The following is a 19,465-nucleotide window of genomic DNA, read 5'->3' on the forward strand; positions in this document are numbered from 1 at the left end:
TCCGTCCTTCGTCGTTCACGGCATCGTCGTTCGCGCGTTCTGTGTTGACGGACGTCACGTCAGTACCACCGAGCGGTACGCCGCGTCTGTGGCGACAAGCTCCGGATGGCGGCCGTCCGCGGTCACGGCGCCGTCGTCGAGCACCACCACGCGATCGGTCACGGCGAGCAGAGCGGGGCTGGTGGTGACCAGGATCGTGGTGCGGCCACGGCGCAGTTCCCTCAGGCGGGCGGCGATCCGGGATTCGGTGACCGTGTCGACGGCGGTGGTCGGGTCGTGGACGACCAGCACCGGGTGATCCGCGGCAAGCGCCCGCGCCAGCGCGACCCGCTGGCGCTGCCCGCCGGACAGCGACCGTCCGCGCTCGGTGAGCATGGTGTCGACGCCCTGGGGCAGGGCACGTGCGACGTCGTCCGCCGCCGAGGCCGTCAGCGCCGGCTCAACGTCCGCCGTACCGCTGACCGTTCCGGCCCGTACGTTGTCGAGCAGGCTGCTCTCGAACAGGGCCGCGTCGTGATGCGCGACCAGGATCGCCCGGCGTACGCCGTCGGGGTCGAGCCCGGCCAGAGATACGCCGTCGAGCTCGATCGTCCCTTCGGCGGGGTCGATTTCCCTGCCCAGGCACAGCAGCAGGTCGGTCGCCGCAGCCGGGTCCTTGGTGACGATGCCGACCAGACTGCCGGGGCCGATGTCGAGGTCGACCCCGCGCAGCGCGCCGTGCGTGACGCCGCGCAGGTGGAGCCGTCCGGCGACCTGAGCGGGCGGCGCGGCGGATCCCGCTGTCACCGCGGGGGCCGATGCCAGTACCTCGGCGATCCGGTCGGCGGACGCGCGGCCCTGGGCGAATTCGCCGTTGACGTAGGTGAGGAGCTGGAACGGCCCCAGCAGGAACTGTGCGAGTCCGACCGCCGCCACCAGGTCGCCGACGCTGATCGCGCCGCGCATCGCGAGATGCGCGCCGACCAGTCCGATGACGGCGATGAAGATCCCGGTCAGGGCCAGGATCGCGCCATCGTGCCAGGCGCGGCTGCGGGCGGCCCGCAGCGCGGCCGCCAGCGAGTCCTGACTGGTTCGCCGGTACCGGGACACCGCGGCCCGTTCGGCGCCGATGCCCTTGAGTACGCGCAGTCCCGCGACCAGGTCGGCGGCGACGCCGGAGGCGTGCGCGGCGCGCTCCTGCTCGACCTCACTGCGCTGTTCGAGGGGTTGGCTGATGCGGTGACCGAGCCACAGCAGGGGCGGGATGCCGAGGAGTACGAGCAGCCCGAGCGGCACTGAGATCCGGAGCAGTACCACCGCGCTGATGACCAGTCCGGCGACCGCCGATATCCCGTAGGGCAGTGCGGCCGCGACGGCGCCCACCCGGCCGGCGTCGCCGGTGGCGATGGAGGTCAGCTCGCCCGGGAGCCGGCCCGCGTCCGCGCCGCCGCTCGGGTTGAGCACCCTGGCGCCGAGATCGAGCCGCAGCCGGTGCGCGGCCCGTTCGCCCGCCCCGTCGGTGATCCGCGCAGAGGTGCGGTAGCACGTGGACAGTACGAAGAAGAGCGCGGCGAGTACCAGCAGCCAGCGCAGCAGGGCGCCGGAGGAGCCGGTCGCCACGGCTTCGTCGATGATCAGGCCGATGACGACGGGAACCATCGCCTCGCAACCCTGGTGGGCCATGCCGAGGAGCGATGCCCCGGCGACGTGGCGACGCTGGCCCCTGATCGCCCTCCGGAGGACATGGCCCCCCGTCGGTCCTCCATCGAGCATGCGGTACCTCCGCGAAGACGGTCGGATAGTTAGGTAAGGCTACTCTAATGAGCGTTTGGGCCAAGGGTTCGCGTCGGCCCCGCCTCCGCGCTGTACTGGCGGGATATACCTGCTCGTTGACCGTGCAGAGCGGTTCGGTTAGGCTCACCTAAGTCACTGTTTGTTGTGCGTACGTGACATCTCTTCGCGTGATGCGCACTCTGCCGCCGGGGGGTAGTACTTGTTGTCGGTCGAGGCGCAGGCGGCATCCGGGAGCGTTGCCGACGGTCCACCCGTGCCCCCGAATCGCCGGGCCGCAGCGACGGCACTGCGCGGCCTGGGACTGCTCGTGGCACTCGGCGCGCTGATCCTGATCGCCCTGCTCGGTGTGTGGCTGGGCACCAAAGACATCCCGTTCACCTCGACGTGGAACGTGCTGTGGCACAACGACGGGTCGGACACCGCGGTCATCATCCACGACTACCGGATACCCCGGACCCTGCTCGGCCTCCTGGTGGGCATGGCGCTGGGACTCTCGGGCGCTCTGATGCAGGCACTGACCCGCAATCCGCTGGCCGACCCCGGTCTGCTCGGGGTGAGCCTGGGTGCCTCGACCGGCGTGGTCGTGGCCATCGCGTTCCTCGGCGTGGGATCGGCCCTCGGCTATGTGTGGTTCGCCTTCCTCGGCGCGGCTCTCGCATCCGTCGTGGTCTACCTGCTCGGCTCGTCCGGCCGGACACTGGCGACCCCCGACCGGCTGGTTGTCGCGGGTGCGGCGGTCACAGCCGTGCTGTTCGCCTTCAACTCGGCCGTACTGCTGCTCAATCCGCGGGCATTCGACCAGTTCCGGTTCTGGACGGTGGGTGCGCTCGCCGGCCGGAACTTCGACATCGTGTACGTCGTCCTGCCCTTCGTCGTGTTGGGCCTCGTGATCGCCCTCGGGCTCGCCCCCTCCCTGAACGCGCTCGCCATGGGCGACCAGTTGGGACGCGCTCTCGGCGTCAACGTCGGCCGTACCCGCGTACTCGGCGTCGTCGCGGTGATGCTGCTGTGCGGCGCCGCCACCGCCGCGGCGGGGCCGATCAGCTTCGTCGGTCTCGCGGTGCCGCACGTGGCCCGCCTCCTGGTCGGCCCCGACCAGCGGTGGGTGCTGGCGTACTCGATGCTGCTCGCACCGATCCTGCTGATCGGCGCGGACATCGTCGGCCGCGTGCTGGGTGCTCCCGGAGAGCTCCAAGTCGGCATCATCACCGCGTTTCTCGGTGCACCGCTGTTCATCGCGCTGTGCCGCCGTCGAAAGCTGGCCATGCTGTGAGCACTGTCCGGGAGGCCGAGCCCTCCGCCACCGACGCGACCCGTGCGACCAAATCCGCGGACGCCCCGAACCCCCGTGTGGTCAGCGGCCGGGTCATCCGTACGCGGAACGGGGGTCTGTCTCTGCGAGTTCAGGGACGCGCAGTCGCTGTGACGGTGGTGCTGCTGGTCGCGCTCACGACGGTCATGGGGATCGCCCTCACCACCGGGGACTTCGAGCTGTCGATCGCGGAGGCGCTTCAGGCCCTCGCCGGCAAGGGCTCCGGAGGCGCGGACTTCATCGTCAACACCCTGCGCATGCCACGGCTGCTCACCGCGCTGTGTGTCGGAGCGGCGCTGGCGGTCAGCGGGGCGATCCTGCAGAGCCTGACCGGCAACTCGCTCGGCAGCCCGGACATCATCGGCTTCACGAGCGGGTCGGCGACCGGAGCACTGGTGGTCATCGTCGTGCTCCACGGAAGCATGACCGAGATCGCGTTCGGGGCACTGATCGGCGGGCTGGCCACGGCCGCCGCGATGTACCTGCTGGTCTTCAGCGGCGGCCTGCAGGGATTTCGGCTCGTCGTCATCGGGATCGGCGTGAGCGCCCTGCTGCTCGCCGTCAACTCCTACCTCATCACCCGGGCGAGCTGGCAGGAGGCGCTGGAGGCCCAGGCGTGGCTGATCGGCAGTCTCGGCAACAGGGGCTGGGACCACGCGCTCGCGATCGTCATCGCCGTCGTGATCCTGCTTCCGCTCGCCTTCTTCCTCGCCCGCAGGCTGTCCATGGTGGAAATGGGCGACGACACGGCGAAGGCACTCGGCGTCGACGTGGCGCGCAGCCGGCTTCTCCTGCTCGGCATCAGCGTCGCGCTGGCCGCGTTCGCCACCGCGGTGACCGGTCCCATCTGGTTCGTCGCGCTGGCGGCCCCGCAGCTCGCCCGGAGGCTGACCCGGTCGTCCGGCCCCGCACTCGTCCCGGCCGCCCTGATGGGCGCCGTACTGCTGGCCGGGAGCGATCTCGCGGTGCAGCGGATCTTCTCACCCGCTCTCCTCCCGGTGGGTACGGCGACCGGCACCATCGGTGGGTTGTATCTCATCTGGCTGCTGGTCACAGAATCGCGAAAGAGCCGCGCATGACAGGAACGATGTCCCCGACGGCCCGGCTGCGAGCCGAGGACCTGACCCTCTCCTACGATCAGCGCACCGTCGCCACCTCCCTCGGCGTCGTCATACCCGACCACTCATTCACAGTGATCGTCGGTCCGAACGCCTGCGGCAAGTCGACCCTGCTCAAGGCGTTGGCCCGCATGCTCAGGCCCAAGGCGGGAGAGGTCTATCTCGACGGGGCCGCCATCTCGTCGTACCGCTCCCGCGAAGTCGCGCGCCGGCTCGGCCTGCTCCCGCAGTCGTCGACCGCGCCGGGCGGCATCACGGTGGGAGACCTGGTGGCCCGCGGCCGTTATCCGCACCAGCGGATGCTCAAGCAGTGGTCCGCCGAGGACGAGTCCGCCGTGACGGAGGCGATGCGGCAGACCGGCGTACTGGAACTCGCCGACCGGCCGGTCGACGACCTCTCCGGCGGTCAGCGGCAACGCGTGTGGCTGTCCATGGTGCTGGCGCAGCAGACGTCCATCCTGCTGCTGGACGAACCGACCACCTTCCTCGACATCGCGCACCAGGTCGAGGTGCTGAACCTGTGCGCCGATCTGCATGAGCGCAAGGGCCACACCATCGTCGCGGTGCTGCACGACCTCAACCAGGCATGCCGCTATGCCACCCACCTCGTGGTGATGCGGGCCGGCGGCACGGTCGCCGCCGAAGGCGACCCGGCGACGGTCATGACCGCCGAGCTGATCGAGGACGTGTTCGGCCTGCCCTGCCGGATCATCGACGATCCCGAAACCGGAACTCCGCTCATGGTTCCGACGGCCCGCAAGCGCCCTGCCATGGCAGGCGACGCCCTGGCGGAAACCCCTTAGGGACGGGACTGCCCATGCTCTGTACGAGGCTGACGAACGCCCACATCATCACCATGGACCCGGACCACCCCGTCGCCCACGACCTGGGCATCTGGCGCGGCCGGATCGTGGGCCTGGACGACGCGGTGACCTCACTGCCCGCCCGCGAGGTGATCGACCTCCAGGGCGCCACCGTGCTGCCCGGGTTCATCGACAGCCACGTTCACCTGGCATGGACGGGGCTGAAGGCGACCACCCCGAGCGTCGCACCCTGCGAGCGGATCGAGGACGTGCTCGCGGTCGTGGAAGAGGCCGTCTCCCGGAAGACTTCCCCCGGCGCCTGGGTAGACATCGCCGGGTACGACCAGAGGGCCCTCGGACGCCATCTGACCGCTGCCGAACTCGACCAGGTCAGCCATGGGCGCAAGGTGTTCCTGATGCACGACTCCGGACACGCCTGCGTGGTCAACAGCGCCGTCCTGGACCAGCTGCCCGCTCATGTCCGCCACGAGGACGGCTACCTCGCCGAGAGCGCCATGGGCGCCGCACGGAAACTTCGACCGCCCTACTCCCAGGACGAGTTGGCGGACGCGATCGCCCACGCCGGGCGCATCTGTCTCTCGGAGGGCGTGACGGCCTGCGCCGAGGCGGGCATCGGTGGCGCCCTGTTCGGCCACAGCCCGGTCGAGCTGGCCGCCTATCAGCTGGTGCGGGAGCAGGGCCGCCTGCCCCTGCGGGTGCAGCTCATGGTCGCCGCGGACACGCTGCGTCCGGTCGTCTCGCATGCAGGCGATGGCATACCCCGGGCCCTCGACCTCGGCCTGCGCACCGGGTTCGGCGACGACTGGCTCTCCGTGGGCGCGCTCAAGATCTGGACCGACGGCGGCATGATGGCCCGTACCGCCGCACTGAGCAGCCCGTACCACGGCATGGAACACGCCGGGGAGCTCCAGGACGATCCCGAACTCCTCGCGGACACCATCGTCGACGGCCATCTCGCCGGCTGGCAGCTCGCCGTCCACGCCATCGGCGACCGCGCCGCCGACGTCGCCCTGGACGCCCTGGAGCGGGCACAGAACATCCGGCCACGCCCGGACGCGAGGCACCGCATCGAACACGCGGGCCTGATCAGACCCGACCAGCTCGCCCGCTTCGCGCGACTCGGCGCGATCGCGGTGGTCCAGCCGAACTTCCTGCGCTACTTCGGCGACGACTACGCGTCGATCATGGGCGAGGACAGGGCGCCCTGGCTGTACCGGGGCAAGGGGTTCCTGGACCACGGCATCACGCTGGTGGGCAGCTCCGACCGTCCCGTCACGGACGGATCGCCGCTGCGGGCCATTCAGTTCATGGTCGAGCGCGCCTCCGCGTCGGGCCGGGTCATCGGCCCGGACGAGGGCATCACGGTCGACGAGGCCCTGCGCTCGTACACCGTCGGTGGAGCCTTCGCCTGCCACTGGGACGACAGCGCCGGCAGCCTCAGCCCCGGCAAACGCGCCGATCTGGTCGTCCTGGGAGACCATCCCCGGCGAGTCAGCACCTCACGCATTGGTGACATCGAAGTGGTCGCGACGTTCGTCGACGGCCGTAAGAGCGAAAAGGCGGCGCCATGAGTACGAAGGTGGAAAGCATCGAGCGGTACGCGTACCTGTGGCAGGCGTCCTCGTACCCGCATCAGTGGGTCATCTGGAACACCGCTGCGGAGACCATGGTCTTCGACACGCAGATCAACTGCCCGGTGGACATCGACGGGGAAGCGACCCTGCGCGAGGTCCTGCGCAGAATGCGCGAGGCCGGCGTACCGGAGAGCTACGACTATCCGGGCCGCCCCTGCGCCGCGTAGGGACGCCCGTCCTCTTTGGTGTGGGTACGGATCCGCCGCCGTGGCGGCGCGGGGCGGGGCCGCGCCTGTGGTCCGTGCGCGCGAGCGAGTACGCGCAGCGAGCCGCTGCCGAGGAGTGTTGCCCGACGGCGACGAACGGGCGCGGACCCGGGCCGTCGTACGGGAAACCGGCCGCGACCGGTACCGCGTCGCACACGTGGTGCTGCGACGCCTGCTCGGCGCGTATCTGGCGCGGGGCCGGCCGCCGTCGAGCTCGTCCGCGAGCCGTGCCCCGGTGGCGGCGGCGTTGATGTTCACGCTCCCTCGGGCTACGCGGCAGCCTGCGCCGTCGAGGGAGGGTAGGCGTACACGTTTTGGCGAAGAGCTTAGGTGAGGCTACCCTTACTTCATCTGGTGTCCCAGGATGCTGCGGTGGCCGAGCTGCCCTCCGTGCACGGGTGGGACCGAAGGAAGGGAAACCCTTGATTACGGCCGCCCCGCGCCTCGGCACACTGTCGTCACGCACCATCCTGCCCGCCCCGCTCCCTGTACGATCCGCGCTTCGCGGAGATGCCGCAGGCCTTGCGGCTCTGTCCCGGCCGTTCGTACGCTCGGGCGCGCTGCGTGAGCGTTCCCTCTCCCTCTACGCCTCGGACGCGACCGATTTCCTGGTCGTGGAGACCCGCGACGGCACCCTCGACGGCTGTCTGGGGATGCGAGTTCACCCCGCCGATCCGGCCGTCGGCCGCGGGCCCACGGGCGTCCTCTACAACTTCTGCGTCGCGCCGCGCAGGCAGGGCTGCGGACTGGGGGGTCAGCTCCTGCGTGCGGCGCTCGCCAAAGCGTCGGCCCATTCGCTGGACGCCCTCTTCACCGCGACGACCGGTGGTGGCGACCTCTTCCTCCGGTACGGCTTCGCGCCCGCCTCTGCGGGTCTCGCGCCGGCGGCCTGGGCGAACTCCTTGGACCCTCGCCGCAATTCGCACGTCCTCGCCCGCATGCTCTGACAGCGGGGCCGGCCCGGAAGTCGTCCTGGCGGCAAGTCCCCAGCCCCACGTACGACTTCGGGACCAGCCCCTGGCTGCGACGCCGTGTGGCCGCCGGCTCAGGCGTCGAGGATGCCCGGCAGCGCCGCGATCAGCTCATCCACCTGCGTCGCGCGGACCGTCAGCGCCGGAGCCAGCCGCACCGTCGTGGGGCCGGTGGCGTTGACGAGGAAGCCGGCGTCCTGCGCCGCCTTCTGTACGCGCGGTGCGACCGGTTCGGTGAGAACGACCCCGAGCAGCAGTCCCGTACCCCGGACATGGCTCACCCGGAGGTGCCGCAGCCCCTCGACGCCGCACCGCAGCCGCTCACCCACCCGCGCGACATGGCCGAGGAGCCCCTCGCGCTCGATGGTCTCCAGTACGGCGATCCCGGCGGCGCAAGCCACCGGATTGCCGCCGAAGGTCGAGCCGTGCTGGCCCGGCGTCAGCAGGTCGGCCGCCGGGCCGAACGCCACCGTGGCGCCGATCGGCAGGCCACCGCCCAGCCCCTTCGCCAGAGTCACCACATCGGGGTCCGCGCCCTCCACCGCCTGATGGGCGAACCAGCGACCGGTGCGACCGATCCCGGTCTGGACCTCGTCGAGCACCAGCAGCGTGCCGGTGGCCCGGGTGATCTCACGGGCCGCCCGCAGATATCCCTCGGGTGCCGGGAGCACGCCGGCCTCACCCTGTACCGGTTCGATGAAGACCGCCGCCGTCTCCTCCGTGACCGCCGCCCGCAGCGCCGTCACATCACCGAACGGCACATGGGACACCTCCCCCGGCAGCGGCAGGAACGGTTCGCGTTTCGCGGGTTGTCCGGTGAGGGCGAGCGCCCCCATGGTGCGGCCGTGGAATCCCCCCCGGGTCGCGACCAGACGCGGCCGCCCCGTCCGACGGGCGATCTTGAACGCCGCTTCGACCGCTTCCGTCCCGGAGTTCGCGAAGAACACCCGTCCCGGCCTTCCCATCAGCCGCAGCAGCCGTTCGGCAAGCGCGACCGCAGGCTCGGAGACGTACAGGTTCGAGACGTGACCCAGCGTGGCGGCCTGGTCGCTCACCGCCGACACCACGGCAGGGTGGGCGTGCCCCAGCGTGTTCACGGCGATCCCGCCGGTGAAGTCGAGGTACGCGCGCCCGGACTCGTCCCACACCGTGCTGCCCTCGCCCCTGACCAGAGCCAGGGGCGGCGTACCGTAGTTGTCCATCATCACGGCACGCCAGCGATCCGTGAGGACCGGGCGGCCCCTTGTCCCGGCGGTCATGCGGCGCCCTCCTCGTCCGGAACCACGGTGGTGCCGAAGTGGTCGCCGCCGCCGAACACTCCCCGCAGCAGCGAGTGCGGCACCCGGCCGTCCAGCACGTGTGCCATGGGTACGCCCGCCCAGGCGGCCCGCAGGCACCCTTCCATCTTGGGGAGCATCCCGCCCGCCAGCTCCGGCAGCAGTTTCTCCAGCTCACTCGCCGTCAGGCGGTCGATCACCTCGGTGTCGTGCGGCCAGTTCGCGTACAGCCCCTCGACGTCGGTGAGCATCACCAGCTTCTCCGCGTCGAGGGCCACCGCCATGGCCGCCGCCGCGAGATCGGCGTTGACGTTGTAGACCTGTCCGTCGGCGCCCCGCGCCACGGGGGAGACCACCGGGATACGGCCCTGCTCCAGCAGGGCCCGCACGGTGTCCGGGTTCACGTCGACGATGTCACCGACCAGGCCGATGTCCACCGGCTCGCCGTCGACCCAGGCCGGTCGCTGCACGGCCGTCATGGTGTGCGCGTCCTCGCCCGACATCCCCACCGCGAACGGCCCGTGGCTGTTGATGAGTCCGACCAGCTCCCGCTGGACCTGACCCGTCAGCACCATCCGGACCACGTTCATGATGTCCGGAGTGGTCACCCTCAGCCCCGCCTCGAAGCGGACCTCCAGGTCGAGCCGGTCGAGCAACGCGCTGATCTGCGGCCCGCCGCCGTGTACGACGACAGGGCGCAGCCCCGCGTGCCACAGCTCCACCACGTCCTGGGCGAACGTCCGCTTCAGTTCCTCGTCCACCATGGCGTTGCCGCCGAACTTGATCACGACCGCGCGGCCCTGGAACTCCTCCAGCGAGGGGTGGGCGCTCATGAGCTGTACGCGCTGTTCTCGTGGATGTACTCGGCGGTGAGGTCATTGGTCCAGATCACCGCCGACTCGTCACCGGAGCGCAGATCGATCGTGATCGTGATCTGACGCCCCGACAGGTCGACCTTGTCGCGGGACTCGCCCGCCGCACCGTCCCGGCACACCCGGACGCCGTTGATGGCCACATCGAGGCGGTCGGGGTCGAACACGGCCGACGTCGTACCGATCGCCGACAGCACCCGGCCCCAGTTCGGGTCCTCCCCGTGCAGCGCGCACTTGAGCAGATTGTTCCTGGCCACGGACTTGCCCACCGTTACGGCGTCCCCCTCCGACGCCGCGCCGACGACCTCCACCTCGATCTCCTTCGAGGCACCTTCCGCGTCCGCGACCAACTGCCGTGCCAGGTCCAGACAGACCGTGTGCACGGTCTCGGCGAAGGAGTCAGGGTCCGGCGCGACTGTGGAAGCGCCCGACGCGAGGAGCAGCACCGTGTCGTTGGTGGACATGCAGCCGTCCGAGTCCACCCGGTCGAAGGTGGTCCGTACGGCCTCCCGCAGCGCGGAATCGAGAACCGCCGGTGTCACGTCGGCGTCCGTCGTGAGCACCACCAGCATGGTGGCGAGCCCGGGCGCGAGCATGCCCGCGCCCTTCGCCATACCGCCCACCGTCCAGCCCCCCGGTCCGGAGACCACCGCCGTCTTGTGCACCGAATCCGTCGTCTTGATCGCGACGGCCGCCTCCACGCCGCGCTCGGGCGACAGCCGCTCGGCGGCAGCGTCGATTCCGGCCGTGACCCTGTCCATCGGCAGCGGGACGCCGATGAGTCCGGTGGAACACACCGCGATCTCCTGCGGACTCACCCCCACGGCGCGCGCCGTGTGCTCGGCCATCACCCGCGCGTCCACCGCACCCGCGGGCCCCGTACACGCGTTGGCGCCCCCGGAGTTGAGGACGACCCCGGATATCCGGCCGTCGGTCAGCACCCGCTGGGACCAGCGGACCGGAGCGGCCTGGACCCGGTTGGAGGTGAATACTCCGGCAGCCGCGCGCGACGGGCCGCGGTTCACCACCAGAGCCAGGTCGGGATCACCGGACTCCTTGATCCCGGCGGCCACACCGCTCGCGAGGAATCCCTGTGCAGCGGTTACGGTCACGGAGCCACTCCATTCGTGGGCAGGCCCAGCCCTTCCGGCAGGCCGAGGGCGACATTCATGCTCTGCACCGCGCCACCGGCGGTGCCCTTCGTCAGGTTGTCGATCGCGCTCAGGGAGATCAGGCGACCGGTCTGCTCGTCCACCGCCACCTGCACCTGCGTGGTGTTGGAGCCGAGTACGGCGGCGGTCGACGGCCACTGTCCGGACGGCAGCAGCCGGACGAACGGCTCGTCGGCGTAGGCGGCTTCGTACGCCGCACGGACTTCGCGGGGTCCGGCTCCGGCCTCCGGGCGCAGGCGCGCCGAGCAGGTGGCGAGGATGCCCCGGGGCATCGGAGCCAGCGTCGGCGTGAACGACACGGCCACTCGCTCGCCCGCCACCCGCGACAGGTTCTGCGTCAGCTCCGGCGTGTGCCGGTGGCCGCCTCCGACGCCGTACGGGCTCATCGAGCCCATCACTTCGGAGCCGAGCATATGAGGCTTGGCAGCCCGGCCCGCTCCGGAGGCTCCGCTCGCCGCGACGATCACTGCCTCCGGTTCCACCAGGCCCGCGGCGAAGGCCGGGTACAGCGCCAGGGTCACCGCTGTCGGATAGCAGCCGGGTACGGCCACCCGGGTCGCGCCTTTCAGCTCTTCTCGTACTCCTGGGAGTTCGGGCAGTCCGTAGGGCCAGGTGCCGGCATGAGCCGAGCCGTAGAACCGCTCCCAGTCGACGGGGTCGCGAAGCCGGAAGTCCGCGCCGCAGTCGACGATCAGCGTTTCGGCATCCAGCTGCTCCGCGAGCGCGGCCGACTGGCCGTGCGGCAGAGCCAGGAACACCACGTCATGGCCGCTGAGCGACGCGGCCGAGGTCTCCACGAGCACCCGGTCGGCGAGAGCGGCCAGGTGGGGCTGTACCTCCCCGAGCGTGCGGCCCGCGCTGCTGTGCGCGGCGACCACGCCGATCTCCACGCCGGGATGGGACACCAGCAGGCGCAGGATCTCCCCTCCGGCGTAGCCACTCGCTCCGGCCACCGCGACCCGTACCGTCATGTTGTTCGTCTTTCTTCGTGCTTCTGGTTGACCGTCATGCACCGCGCGTCGCCCTGCCGATCAGAAGGTCGCGCAGCAGTCCGTCGGTGGTGGACACGACTCCGCTGCGCGCGGCCCACCGCAGTGCCATGGCGTGTTCCTCGGCCGAGAAGTCGGCCACCGCGTCAGCGACGACGAAGGGCTGGATGTCGTTCATGAAGGCGTCCGCCGCCGTCAGCAGGACGCCGAGATGTGCGTACACGCCACAGATGATCAGCTGGTCGCGGCCCGTGGAGCGCAGCAGCCTGCCGAGATGGCTGCGGAGAAAGGCGTTGTGGCGCACGTTGGCGAGCAGATGCTCGCCGGGCCGGGGGGTGAGCGCCGGGACGATCGCGGCCGCGTCGGGCTCATGGCCGATACCGGGCCCCCAGATGTCGGCCAGCAGTCCGCGCTGACCGGGGGGCTGGCCGGCCGGTTCGGCGCTGAATACGACCGGCATGCCGAGCGTGCCGGCGAGTTCGCGCAGGGCGGCGATGTTGTCGACGAGTTCCACCACGGGGGAGCGACCTGCCGGAAACGTCCGGACGAAGTGGTTCTGCATGTCATGGACCAACAGCGCGGCCCGTGCCGGATCGATCGTCCAGGGAACGCAGGACGGAGGGATCGCGGCGCGGTCGGGCATGGGGTAGGAGCCGATGGCCGGCAAGCCCATGGGCTTTCTCCTCCCTGATGACGTGTCCGCCCAGTCGGGCCACGGGCGCGGTTCGCTACCCGATGTCGGGAGACTTAGCTTAGCCTAACCTAAGCGTTGATGGGGCGGGCCTGGAGCTACCCGCCCGGCAAGCCGCGCGCCGGCTGACCCCGCGCGTGCAACCCCTTCTTGGGTACGTCGCCGTACCGTCTCGATCAGCTGGGCGCCGTTGTCGCGCGGCGGGGCGCGGGGCACGGCGAAGCCGGCGCCCTGGATGGTCGCCTCGATCCTGTCGCCCGGCCGCCCAGCGCGCGCCCGGTCGCCGACGCGACCTTTGTGCAGAGCGAACTCCATGCTGAATGTCCCGGTGGCGGGATTCGGGTCCACCAGCGTGCAGGCGCGTCGAACCAGAGCCGCACCCACATCGCGGGGTGCGGCTCGGTCGCACGGAACATGCCGCCGTCAGTAAGGCGGATTCCGCGGTCTCCTCCCCGGGGCGACGCTTGGGTCAGGTCAGACTGAGCCAAGTCCAAAAGGTTGCCCCGATGCTCCGTCAGCCCTCGATCCAGCCGTGGCCCTTCGCGAACTTCACCATGCCCGCGCGCACGGCGAGGATCTGCTCGCCGGTGAGCGAGGGTGCGGTCCGCAACAGCACCTCGGTCATCTCCTTGAGGCACTCGTCCGCGCTGAGCACATCGCACATCGCGTCGGTATCGGCCGCCGACACCACGGGCGGCGTCAGCGGCTCGCCATCGGCTCCCCGGGCGAGCCGGACGCCGGACGCCTTGGGGCCGCGGTCGCCCTCATCGAGCTCGAACTCGACGGCCAGGCCCGAGCGTACGATCGCCTCGGGGATCAGCATGTCGTTCGCGTGCAGGAACACATCCTCGCCACCGCCCTCCGGAGCGATGAACCCGTACCCCCGTGCACCGTCGAAACGCACCACACGACCGGTAACCACCACAACAACCCCCAACCAGAACGGGCCCTTGCCCGAAAACCTGGATCAGAGCGTAGCCGGTCGGCGACGCGGTAGCCCGGCGGGTGCTCAGTGCTTGATCGCCTTCAGGAAATGCCGGTCACAGCCAACCGGAATACGTTGGCAGTCCAGTTCATCGCGTCTCTGCCCGGAGGTTGTCGTGGCCACTCTTACGGTGTGGAAGTTCGATTCGCCGGACGCCGCAGCCGATGTCGAGGAAACGCTGCCGCCGGAGCCCTCGGTGGCAAATTCACCGACATCGGTATCGACGACGACTTCATCAAGGAGGTCAAGCAGAAGGTGACCCCGGGAACGTCCGCCCTCTTCCTGATGACCATGGGCGCCAACACCGAACGGGTCAGCGAAGCCCTTCCCGGCCACACCGCGGAACTGCTCCACAGCAACCTCGACGCGGAGACCGAGAGGAAGCTGCGTGAGGTCTTCTCCGAGTAGTGACGCCTCGCCGGCCGGTGGCCTATGCCGGTTCACTCGCTCGAATCATCACGCTCGCTCACCAGCTGTCCGCCCGTCGCCCAGTCCTGAGCGTCGAACTCCTGGAGGGTCACCCAGACCCGCCCAGGATCCTTCCCGAGGGCCCTTGCGTACGCCTCGGTGAGTTCGCGTACGAGCGCACGCTTCTGCTCGGCACTGCACCGCCCGATGTGCTTGACCTCGATGAAAGGCATGACGGAATCCTCGACTCCTCAATACCGCTGGGCCTTGGCGATCCTGGGCGTCAGTACCGGTTCGACAGGCTTCCGGCTGATGGCCAGCGGCTGGACCTTCTCACCGGGGTCGAGATCCTGCGCGCCGACGATCCTGCTCTCCACCACCTTGCCGGAGGGGTCGGTGAAGTCGACCTGGACGGCGTACGACGCCTGCTCGTCGGTGCGGTTGGTGATGTTGACGACGACGGCGAGAACGCCGCCGGTCTGAGCCCTCGGTTTTCCGGTCAGCGAGACGTCCGCTCTCGCATTGCCACCGCCCCGCACCTTCTTGAGCTCGGCGGCGGCCGCCTGGTTGGCACGGCCCGCCTCAGCCGAGACCGATGCCTCGAAGGCGGAGGCGGCAGCCGACGCGGACGAAGCCGCCGCGGACGCCGAGGCGCGGGCCGAGGCTTCCGCAGAGGCCAGAGCGGACGGCGGCGTACCCGTGAAGGAGGACGTGTCGGGCGGTGTCGGTCGCGGGCTGAACGGCGTACTGCTACCGCCGTCCCCGTCATCGGTACTGCACGAAGCGAGGGTGGCCACGCCTGACGCCGCGGTGACCAGAACCGGCCGTGGCCAGCCGTCGCCTGCTCGACCGGCCCTTCGTGCATGCGGCCATGGGGCTTGTCCTCCAGCGAGTACCGATTCCTGGGCAATCACTATGTACCATATGCCGGATTGAAGGTATGCGTGCATTACCTCACGACTGGGCTTCGGCCGCGGCCCGGTACAGCCGGCGCAGCCGCACCACGCCGAGGTCGTGCTGGTAGAGGTTCTCCTGCTGGTCGGCCGCCGCGGGCATGGCCTCCAGCATGACGGGGTCCTGCTCCAGGACGTCCTAGTGCCGCTTCTCGATCAGCGTCTTGTACAGGAAGCGCCACGAGTCGCGCTGCCAGTCCTCGAACTTGCGGTAGCGCCAGAAGAAGACACCGGTGTTGTGCGCGTCGACCGGGCAGACCATGCCGACGATGCCGAACGGGCCGCCGGGGCCCGCGGAGGGCGGGTACGGGATGGACAGGTCCACCCAGGCCGCACCCTTACGGCTCAGCTCCACCCAGTCGAAGTTGACGCCCCGCTGGTCGGTCTTCTCGAAGAAGTAGCCGCGGTCCGTCTCGCGGATGCGGAACTTGGCCGTGGTGTCACCGTCGAACATGGTCAGGCTCCCCAGTCGGTGCATCTCGGCGCGGAAGGCCCCAGGCGCACCGCGAGACGCAGATCATCATCGAGGCGTTCGCGGTGTGCTCGGCCTCGCTGAGCAGGAAGTCGCGGTGGTCGGGGGCGCCTTCGAGCATCCGGGTCTCGCACCCGGCGGCCTCCGCGGCTTCGAGGATCGAGGTGCCGGCGCCGACGTCGGGTGTCACCCCGGACGCGCGGCACTCGACCTCGAACCCCTCGTCGTCTCCCGTACGCTCCACCACCGGGGCCACCGGGGCGGCGAATCGCTCCAGCCGCAGCCGCAGCCGCAGCCGCAGCCGTTCCGCCGGGCAGCGCTGCTCGACGGCGGTCAGCAGCGGCTCGGGGCCCCACGAGTATGCGAGCGTGCCCTCGGGAAGGTCGGCGAGCGCGGCATCCAGGTCGATGTGCCCGTGCTCGTCCTGAGGTGCGACGGTGATGTCGCCGCCCAGCGCGGCGAGTTCCCCGGTGAACGCCATCGTGCCGAGGGTGCGGCCGCCGTACACCAACCGTCACGTGGCGCCGCGGCGGGACGCCTCCCTGGCCATGGCGAGCAGGGGAGTTATGCCGATACCGCCCGCGACGAACACATAGGATGCGCCCGGCTCAGCAGTGTAGACCGAGGCTTCCGCCGAGCCGTTGACGGTTCCGGCACCCGCCCTCTCGCTACCTCGGGTCCGGCGCCGCGGCCGGCAGGATCCGGCGGGGCGGCACGGTGCGCCGGTGGCCGGGCCTGCGCCACTCGCGCGGGTAGCCGACCGAGACCTCTTCGAAGGGGACCCCGTCGTAAACGGTCGAGCGGGGGATGTGCAGATGTCCGTACACCATCGCCGCGACATTGAACCGCCGGTGCCAGTCGGCGGTCCGTTCCGTACCGCACCACAGGGCGAATTCGGGGTGGTGCAGCACGTCCATCGGCTCACGTACCAGCGGATAGTGGTTGACCAGCACGACGGGGGTCGCCGGATCCAGCGCGGCCAGCCGCACCTCGGTCTCCTTCACCCTGCTCTCGCACCACGCCTGCCGGCTCTCGTACGGATCGGGGTGCAGCAGAAACTCGTCCGTGCACACCACGCCCTTGTCGTACGCGGCCGCCAGAGCCTCCTCCCTGCTGAGCCCGGGGCCGGTGCGGAAGGAGTAGTCGTACAGGAGGAACAGCGGGGCCACGGTCACCGGCCCCTGTGGGCCGGGCCAGACCGGATACGTGTCCTCGGGCGTGACGACCCCCAGGCCTCGGCAGAGCTCCACCAGATGCTGGTAGCGCTCGACGCCGCGCAGCTGGAGCGGGTCCTCGCGCGGCGTCCACAGCTCGTGGTTGCCGGGAGCCCAGATGACCTTGGCGAAGTTCGAGGCGAGGGTGCGCAGCGCCCAGTCGATGTCGTACGACTTCTCACCGATGTCTCCCGCCACCAGGAGCCAGTCGTCGTCGGACTCCGGACGGAGGTCGGCGACGATCTTGCGGTTCTCCTTGTAGGCGATGTGGAGGTCGCTGATGGCCAAGAGACTTCCGGGCGCGTGTGCCACCTGCTCTTCCTCTCTTCTCGGCGTCTTACGTCGTACGCCTTGCGTCTTTGCGTCTTTGCGGAAGGTGCAACCCCCGGCGCACACTAGCTTGTTCCTTTTGTGTGCGCGGCGCGGCTCGAAGGGGGTCCCGCGTACACGACGGTCATCGTCATTCCGCGCACCATCCCGCCCGTGTCGCTGTTGGGCCGAACGGGTGAGGCACGGGAGGATGGCCGGATGCAGACACAGCACGTGAGCGGGGTGGTCCGGTGAGCAGGTACGACGTCACCGATGAACAGTGGGCCGGGCTCGCTCAAGTCGTGCCACTGCGCAGCAGGAACGAGTGGCCTTCCAGAGTCGATCACCGCGCGTTGCCGGAGGAGGAAGCCGTTGAGCAGCGGCGGATGATCGTGCTGCGCGTGCAGGTGTTCTCCGACGCGCGCGAGGTCGCGGAGTACCTGATCGCGCAGGTACCGGTACTCCTGGACCTGACCGCGGCCGACACCGATGTGGCCAAACGCATCCTTGACTTCAGCAGCGGTGTGGTCTTCGGGCTCGGCAGCGGCATGCACCGGGTCGACCGGAACGTCTTCCTGTTGTCGCCGGCCGGCATGGAGGTCGAGGGCGCCGAGGCGGCCGCGGTCCCTCAATCGTAGGAAGGTCCTTCAGGCGTAACGGTTCGTCAGCCGAGGCGGTGCATACCGTCCGGCCATGACTGTGCTTTCGCCGGGGACGCGCCCCGGACCTCCGGCCGACGACCGTGGCGTCCCCACGGTCACCGAACTGCGGCTCTCGGCCTTCAGATCGCACCGCGGCGCGGTCTTCCCGCTCGGCCCGGTGACCCTGTTCGCTGGAGCCAGTGGCAGCGGCAAGTCGAGCGTCCTGGAGGTGTACGACGCGCTGGCCCGGCTCGGCGGCGGCGCCGAGCTGGGCGCGGTGTTCCGGGACCCGGCGGGGTGCGTGCCGGAGCGGGCGGGGCCCGACGCCGAGGGGCGGCGGGGGTTCCGGATCGGCTGCACCGTCGAGGGGCCCGCCGGGCCCGTACGCCTCGATCTCGCCGTACAGGCCGAACCCGAACTGCGCATCGTCGGCGAGCGGCTGACCTGCGAGGGGCAGACGCTGCTGGCAACTGCCCTGCGCGATCCGGGGCGCAGCACCGTCCAGGCGGCCTGGTACACGGCCGGTACCGCGCCGGTGACGCGGGCGCCACTGCCCGACGATCTGCTGGGTACGGCGCTGCTGCCGCTGCGGGTGGCGGGCAAGACGGCGGGGCAGCTGCGGGTACTGGCGGCCGCTGAGCAGGTGGTTCTCGCGCTGCGTTCGGTGTTCGCGTGCGATCCGCAGCCCTCGCGCATGCGGGAGCCGGTGGCACTGGGCGACGCCCGGCTGCTGCGCGGCTGCGGCAACCTCGCGGAGGTGCTGCGGCGTACACACCACCAGTGCGCGAAGCGTCATGCGCGGCTGGCGGCGATGGTGCGGTCGGGGTGCGCGGGCCCGGTGGAGGCGCTGACCGTGGAGGAGCTCGCGGACGGGAGGGTACGGGCAATGGTGGGCCGGGGCGGTCCTTGGGCCACGCCGGTCGGGCGGCTCGGGGACGGCGAGCTGAGGTATCTGGCGCTCGCGCTGGTGCTGCTGACCGGTCCGGGGGTGCTGGCCATGGACACCGTCGCCGAAGTGCCCGCGGCGATGCAGGCGCTGACGGTCCTCGCGGACGGCTTCGACCGGTCCCTGGACGAGCGGCAGACGCGGGAACTTGTGGCGCTGGCAGCATCGGTCTGCGCCGAGGGGCACATCCGGCTCGTGGGAACGGTCACGGACGCCTCCGCGTCGTACGCGCGCGGGGTGGACGGCGTGGCGGTGGTAGACCTGGGCCGTGACTGAACTTGATGTAGCGGCACTGCAACGGCGGCTGGCGGAATTCGCTGCGGCCCGGGGGTGGGAGCCGTACCACACGCCGAAGAACCTGGCCGTGGCGCTGAGCGTGGAGGCGTCCGAACTGGTGGAGATCTTCCAGTGGCTGACGCCCGAGGAGTCGGCGCGGGTGATGGAGGACCCGCGGTCCGCGCACCGGGTGGCGGACGAGGTCGCTGACGTCTTCGCGTACCTGCTGCAGTTCAGTGAGGTGCTCGGGATTGATGTGCTGGCGGCTCTGGCGGCCAAGATCGACCGGAACGAGCTGCGCTTTCCGGTGCCGGAAAGCAAGGATCGTCACTCTTCGGAGTGATGGAATTATCCAAAATCGCTTTTCTGTCCACAGATTTCGCCATAGCCCTGGCTTTCCGGGCCCCAGACCCTCACTCTGG

Annotated in this window: 21 protein-coding genes and 2 pseudogenes; 10 read left to right on the top strand and 13 right to left on the bottom strand. The window is 70.2% G+C overall.

Annotated elements, in window-relative coordinates:
- Window positions 1-54: 54 nt before the first annotated feature.
- The gene (locus J7E89_RS13220) at window positions 55-1,752 is read right to left on the bottom strand and encodes an ABC transporter ATP-binding protein (RefSeq protein WP_214973026.1); all 1,698 of its coding nucleotides are present in this window, start codon (window positions 1,750-1,752) and stop codon (window positions 55-57) included.
- 274 nt (window positions 1,753-2,026) lie between these two features.
- Between J7E89_RS13220 and J7E89_RS13225 the strand changes: the two genes are divergently transcribed.
- From J7E89_RS13225 to J7E89_RS13250, 6 genes are all read left to right on the top strand, one after another.
- On the top strand, window positions 2,027-3,046 hold the full coding sequence (locus tag J7E89_RS13225; protein ID WP_308315457.1) for an iron chelate uptake ABC transporter family permease subunit: 1,020 nt from the start codon (window positions 2,027-2,029) through the stop codon (window positions 3,044-3,046).
- Window positions 3,043-4,164, top strand: coding sequence for an iron chelate uptake ABC transporter family permease subunit (locus tag J7E89_RS13230; protein WP_214973028.1), 1,122 nt, complete (start codon window positions 3,043-3,045; stop codon window positions 4,162-4,164). Before J7E89_RS13225 ends, J7E89_RS13230 begins: the two co-directional genes overlap by 4 nt.
- Window positions 4,161-5,006 (top strand): ABC transporter ATP-binding protein, encoded by an 846-nt coding sequence (locus J7E89_RS13235; protein WP_214973030.1) that lies wholly within the window; start codon window positions 4,161-4,163, stop codon window positions 5,004-5,006. Before J7E89_RS13230 ends, J7E89_RS13235 begins: the two co-directional genes overlap by 4 nt.
- A 14-nt stretch (window positions 5,007-5,020) precedes the next feature.
- Complete coding sequence (locus J7E89_RS13240) at window positions 5,021-6,598, top strand: amidohydrolase (protein ID WP_214973032.1); 1,578 nt, start codon at window positions 5,021-5,023, stop codon at window positions 6,596-6,598.
- The gene (locus J7E89_RS13245) at window positions 6,595-6,828 is read left to right on the top strand and encodes a hypothetical protein (RefSeq protein ID WP_214973034.1); all 234 of its coding nucleotides are present in this window, start codon (window positions 6,595-6,597) and stop codon (window positions 6,826-6,828) included. The genes J7E89_RS13240 and J7E89_RS13245 overlap by 4 nt, the downstream gene beginning before the upstream one ends.
- Window positions 6,829-7,289: 461 nt before the next feature.
- Window positions 7,290-7,814 (top strand): GNAT family N-acetyltransferase, encoded by a 525-nt coding sequence (locus tag J7E89_RS13250; protein ID WP_214973036.1) that lies wholly within the window; start codon window positions 7,290-7,292, stop codon window positions 7,812-7,814.
- A 98-nt stretch (window positions 7,815-7,912) separates the two neighbouring features.
- Here J7E89_RS13250 and J7E89_RS13255 read toward each other — a convergent pair whose 3' ends face one another.
- The 7 genes and pseudogenes from J7E89_RS13255 to J7E89_RS13280 form a co-directional block, all read right to left on the bottom strand.
- Window positions 7,913-9,097: an acetylornithine transaminase gene (locus J7E89_RS13255; RefSeq protein WP_214973038.1), complete on the bottom strand. Its 1,185-nt coding sequence runs from the start codon at window positions 9,095-9,097 to the stop codon at window positions 7,913-7,915.
- Complete coding sequence (gene argB, locus J7E89_RS13260; protein WP_214973041.1) at window positions 9,094-9,948, bottom strand: acetylglutamate kinase; 855 nt, start codon at window positions 9,946-9,948, stop codon at window positions 9,094-9,096. The genes J7E89_RS13255 and argB overlap by 4 nt, the downstream gene beginning before the upstream one ends.
- Window positions 9,945-11,099, bottom strand: a complete 1,155-nt coding sequence (gene argJ / locus J7E89_RS13265; RefSeq protein WP_214973043.1) for a bifunctional glutamate N-acetyltransferase/amino-acid acetyltransferase ArgJ — start codon at window positions 11,097-11,099, stop codon at window positions 9,945-9,947. Before argJ ends, argB begins: the two co-directional genes overlap by 4 nt.
- Window positions 11,096-12,130, bottom strand: a complete 1,035-nt coding sequence (argC, locus tag J7E89_RS13270; protein ID WP_214973045.1) for an N-acetyl-gamma-glutamyl-phosphate reductase — start codon at window positions 12,128-12,130, stop codon at window positions 11,096-11,098. The genes argJ and argC overlap by 4 nt, the downstream gene beginning before the upstream one ends.
- Before the next feature lie 34 nt (window positions 12,131-12,164).
- Window positions 12,165-12,821, bottom strand: coding sequence for an isochorismatase family protein (locus J7E89_RS13275; RefSeq protein ID WP_214973047.1), 657 nt, complete (start codon window positions 12,819-12,821; stop codon window positions 12,165-12,167).
- A 216-nt stretch (window positions 12,822-13,037) separates the two neighbouring features.
- Window positions 13,038-13,282 (bottom strand): annotated as a pseudogene (locus J7E89_RS40815) (siderophore-interacting protein); the annotation flags it as partial.
- 71 nt (window positions 13,283-13,353) lie between these two features.
- Window positions 13,354-13,761, bottom strand: coding sequence for a cold-shock protein (locus J7E89_RS13280; protein WP_214973049.1), 408 nt, complete (start codon window positions 13,759-13,761; stop codon window positions 13,354-13,356).
- Between the two features lie 195 nt (window positions 13,762-13,956).
- On the opposite strand from J7E89_RS13280, the gene J7E89_RS13285 reads away from it, so the two are divergent.
- On the top strand, window positions 13,957-14,232 hold the full coding sequence (locus J7E89_RS13285) for a DUF1269 domain-containing protein (protein ID WP_308315458.1): 276 nt from the start codon (window positions 13,957-13,959) through the stop codon (window positions 14,230-14,232).
- 32 nt (window positions 14,233-14,264) lie between these two features.
- Here the strand turns inward: J7E89_RS13285 and J7E89_RS13290 are convergent, their stop codons facing one another.
- From J7E89_RS13290 to J7E89_RS13310, 5 genes and pseudogenes are all read right to left on the bottom strand, one after another.
- Entirely contained in the window at window positions 14,265-14,465 is a 201-nt protein-coding gene (locus J7E89_RS13290) for a 4-oxalocrotonate tautomerase family protein (RefSeq protein ID WP_214973052.1), read from the bottom strand.
- A gap of 18 nt (window positions 14,466-14,483) precedes the next feature.
- The gene (locus J7E89_RS13295; RefSeq protein WP_374196814.1) at window positions 14,484-15,029 is read right to left on the bottom strand and encodes a hypothetical protein; all 546 of its coding nucleotides are present in this window, start codon (window positions 15,027-15,029) and stop codon (window positions 14,484-14,486) included.
- A gap of 157 nt (window positions 15,030-15,186) precedes the next feature.
- Window positions 15,187-15,648, bottom strand: a pseudogene (locus J7E89_RS13300) (3-phenylpropionate dioxygenase); the annotation flags it as partial.
- Window positions 15,626-16,138: a flavin reductase family protein gene (locus J7E89_RS13305; RefSeq protein WP_374196815.1), complete on the bottom strand. Its 513-nt coding sequence runs from the start codon at window positions 16,136-16,138 to the stop codon at window positions 15,626-15,628. The pseudogene J7E89_RS13300 and the gene J7E89_RS13305, both read right to left, overlap by 23 nt.
- A 187-nt stretch (window positions 16,139-16,325) precedes the next feature.
- Window positions 16,326-17,183 (bottom strand): metallophosphoesterase, encoded by an 858-nt coding sequence (locus J7E89_RS13310; protein WP_308315459.1) that lies wholly within the window; start codon window positions 17,181-17,183, stop codon window positions 16,326-16,328.
- Between the two features lie 248 nt (window positions 17,184-17,431).
- On the opposite strand from J7E89_RS13310, the gene J7E89_RS13315 reads away from it, so the two are divergent.
- Genes J7E89_RS13315 through J7E89_RS13325 form a run of 3 tightly spaced genes read left to right on the top strand, consistent with a single transcriptional unit; the run spans window position 17,432 to window position 19,386 of the window.
- On the top strand, window positions 17,432-17,818 hold the full coding sequence (locus tag J7E89_RS13315; RefSeq protein ID WP_214973053.1) for a cell division protein SepF: 387 nt from the start codon (window positions 17,432-17,434) through the stop codon (window positions 17,816-17,818).
- Between the two features lie 55 nt (window positions 17,819-17,873).
- On the top strand, window positions 17,874-19,043 hold the full coding sequence (locus J7E89_RS13320; protein WP_214973054.1) for an AAA family ATPase: 1,170 nt from the start codon (window positions 17,874-17,876) through the stop codon (window positions 19,041-19,043).
- Window positions 19,036-19,386: a nucleotide pyrophosphohydrolase gene (locus J7E89_RS13325; RefSeq protein ID WP_214973055.1), complete on the top strand. Its 351-nt coding sequence runs from the start codon at window positions 19,036-19,038 to the stop codon at window positions 19,384-19,386. The genes J7E89_RS13320 and J7E89_RS13325 overlap by 8 nt, the downstream gene beginning before the upstream one ends.
- Window positions 19,387-19,465: the final 79 nt, after the last annotated feature.

This window comes from Streptomyces sp. ISL-100 (genome assembly GCF_018614615.1).
Taxonomy (GTDB): domain Bacteria; phylum Actinomycetota; class Actinomycetes; order Streptomycetales; family Streptomycetaceae; genus Streptomyces.

What these genes read in the sequence shown, in the direction of transcription:
- J7E89_RS13220 (WP_214973026.1), bottom strand. Translation starts at nt 1,752, where the DNA reads ATGCTCGATGGAGGACCGACGGGGGGCCATGTCCTCCGGAGGGCGATC.
- J7E89_RS13235 (WP_214973030.1), top strand. Translation starts at nt 4,161, where the DNA reads ATGACAGGAACGATGTCCCCGACGGCCCGGCTGCGAGCCGAGGACCTG.
- J7E89_RS13240 (WP_214973032.1), top strand. Translation starts at nt 5,021, where the DNA reads ATGCTCTGTACGAGGCTGACGAACGCCCACATCATCACCATGGACCCG.
- J7E89_RS13245 (WP_214973034.1), top strand. Translation starts at nt 6,595, where the DNA reads ATGAGTACGAAGGTGGAAAGCATCGAGCGGTACGCGTACCTGTGGCAG.
- J7E89_RS13255 (WP_214973038.1), bottom strand. Translation starts at nt 9,097, where the DNA reads ATGACCGCCGGGACAAGGGGCCGCCCGGTCCTCACGGATCGCTGGCGT.
- argB (WP_214973041.1), bottom strand. Translation starts at nt 9,948, where the DNA reads ATGAGCGCCCACCCCTCGCTGGAGGAGTTCCAGGGCCGCGCGGTCGTG.
- argC (WP_214973045.1), bottom strand. Translation starts at nt 12,130, where the DNA reads ATGACGGTACGGGTCGCGGTGGCCGGAGCGAGTGGCTACGCCGGAGGG.
- J7E89_RS13275 (WP_214973047.1), bottom strand. Translation starts at nt 12,821, where the DNA reads ATGGGCTTGCCGGCCATCGGCTCCTACCCCATGCCCGACCGCGCCGCG.
- J7E89_RS13290 (WP_214973052.1), bottom strand. Translation starts at nt 14,465, where the DNA reads ATGCCTTTCATCGAGGTCAAGCACATCGGGCGGTGCAGTGCCGAGCAG.
- J7E89_RS13305 (WP_374196815.1), bottom strand. Translation starts at nt 16,138, where the DNA reads ATGGCGTTCACCGGGGAACTCGCCGCGCTGGGCGGCGACATCACCGTC.
- J7E89_RS13320 (WP_214973054.1), top strand. Translation starts at nt 17,874, where the DNA reads ATGACTGTGCTTTCGCCGGGGACGCGCCCCGGACCTCCGGCCGACGAC.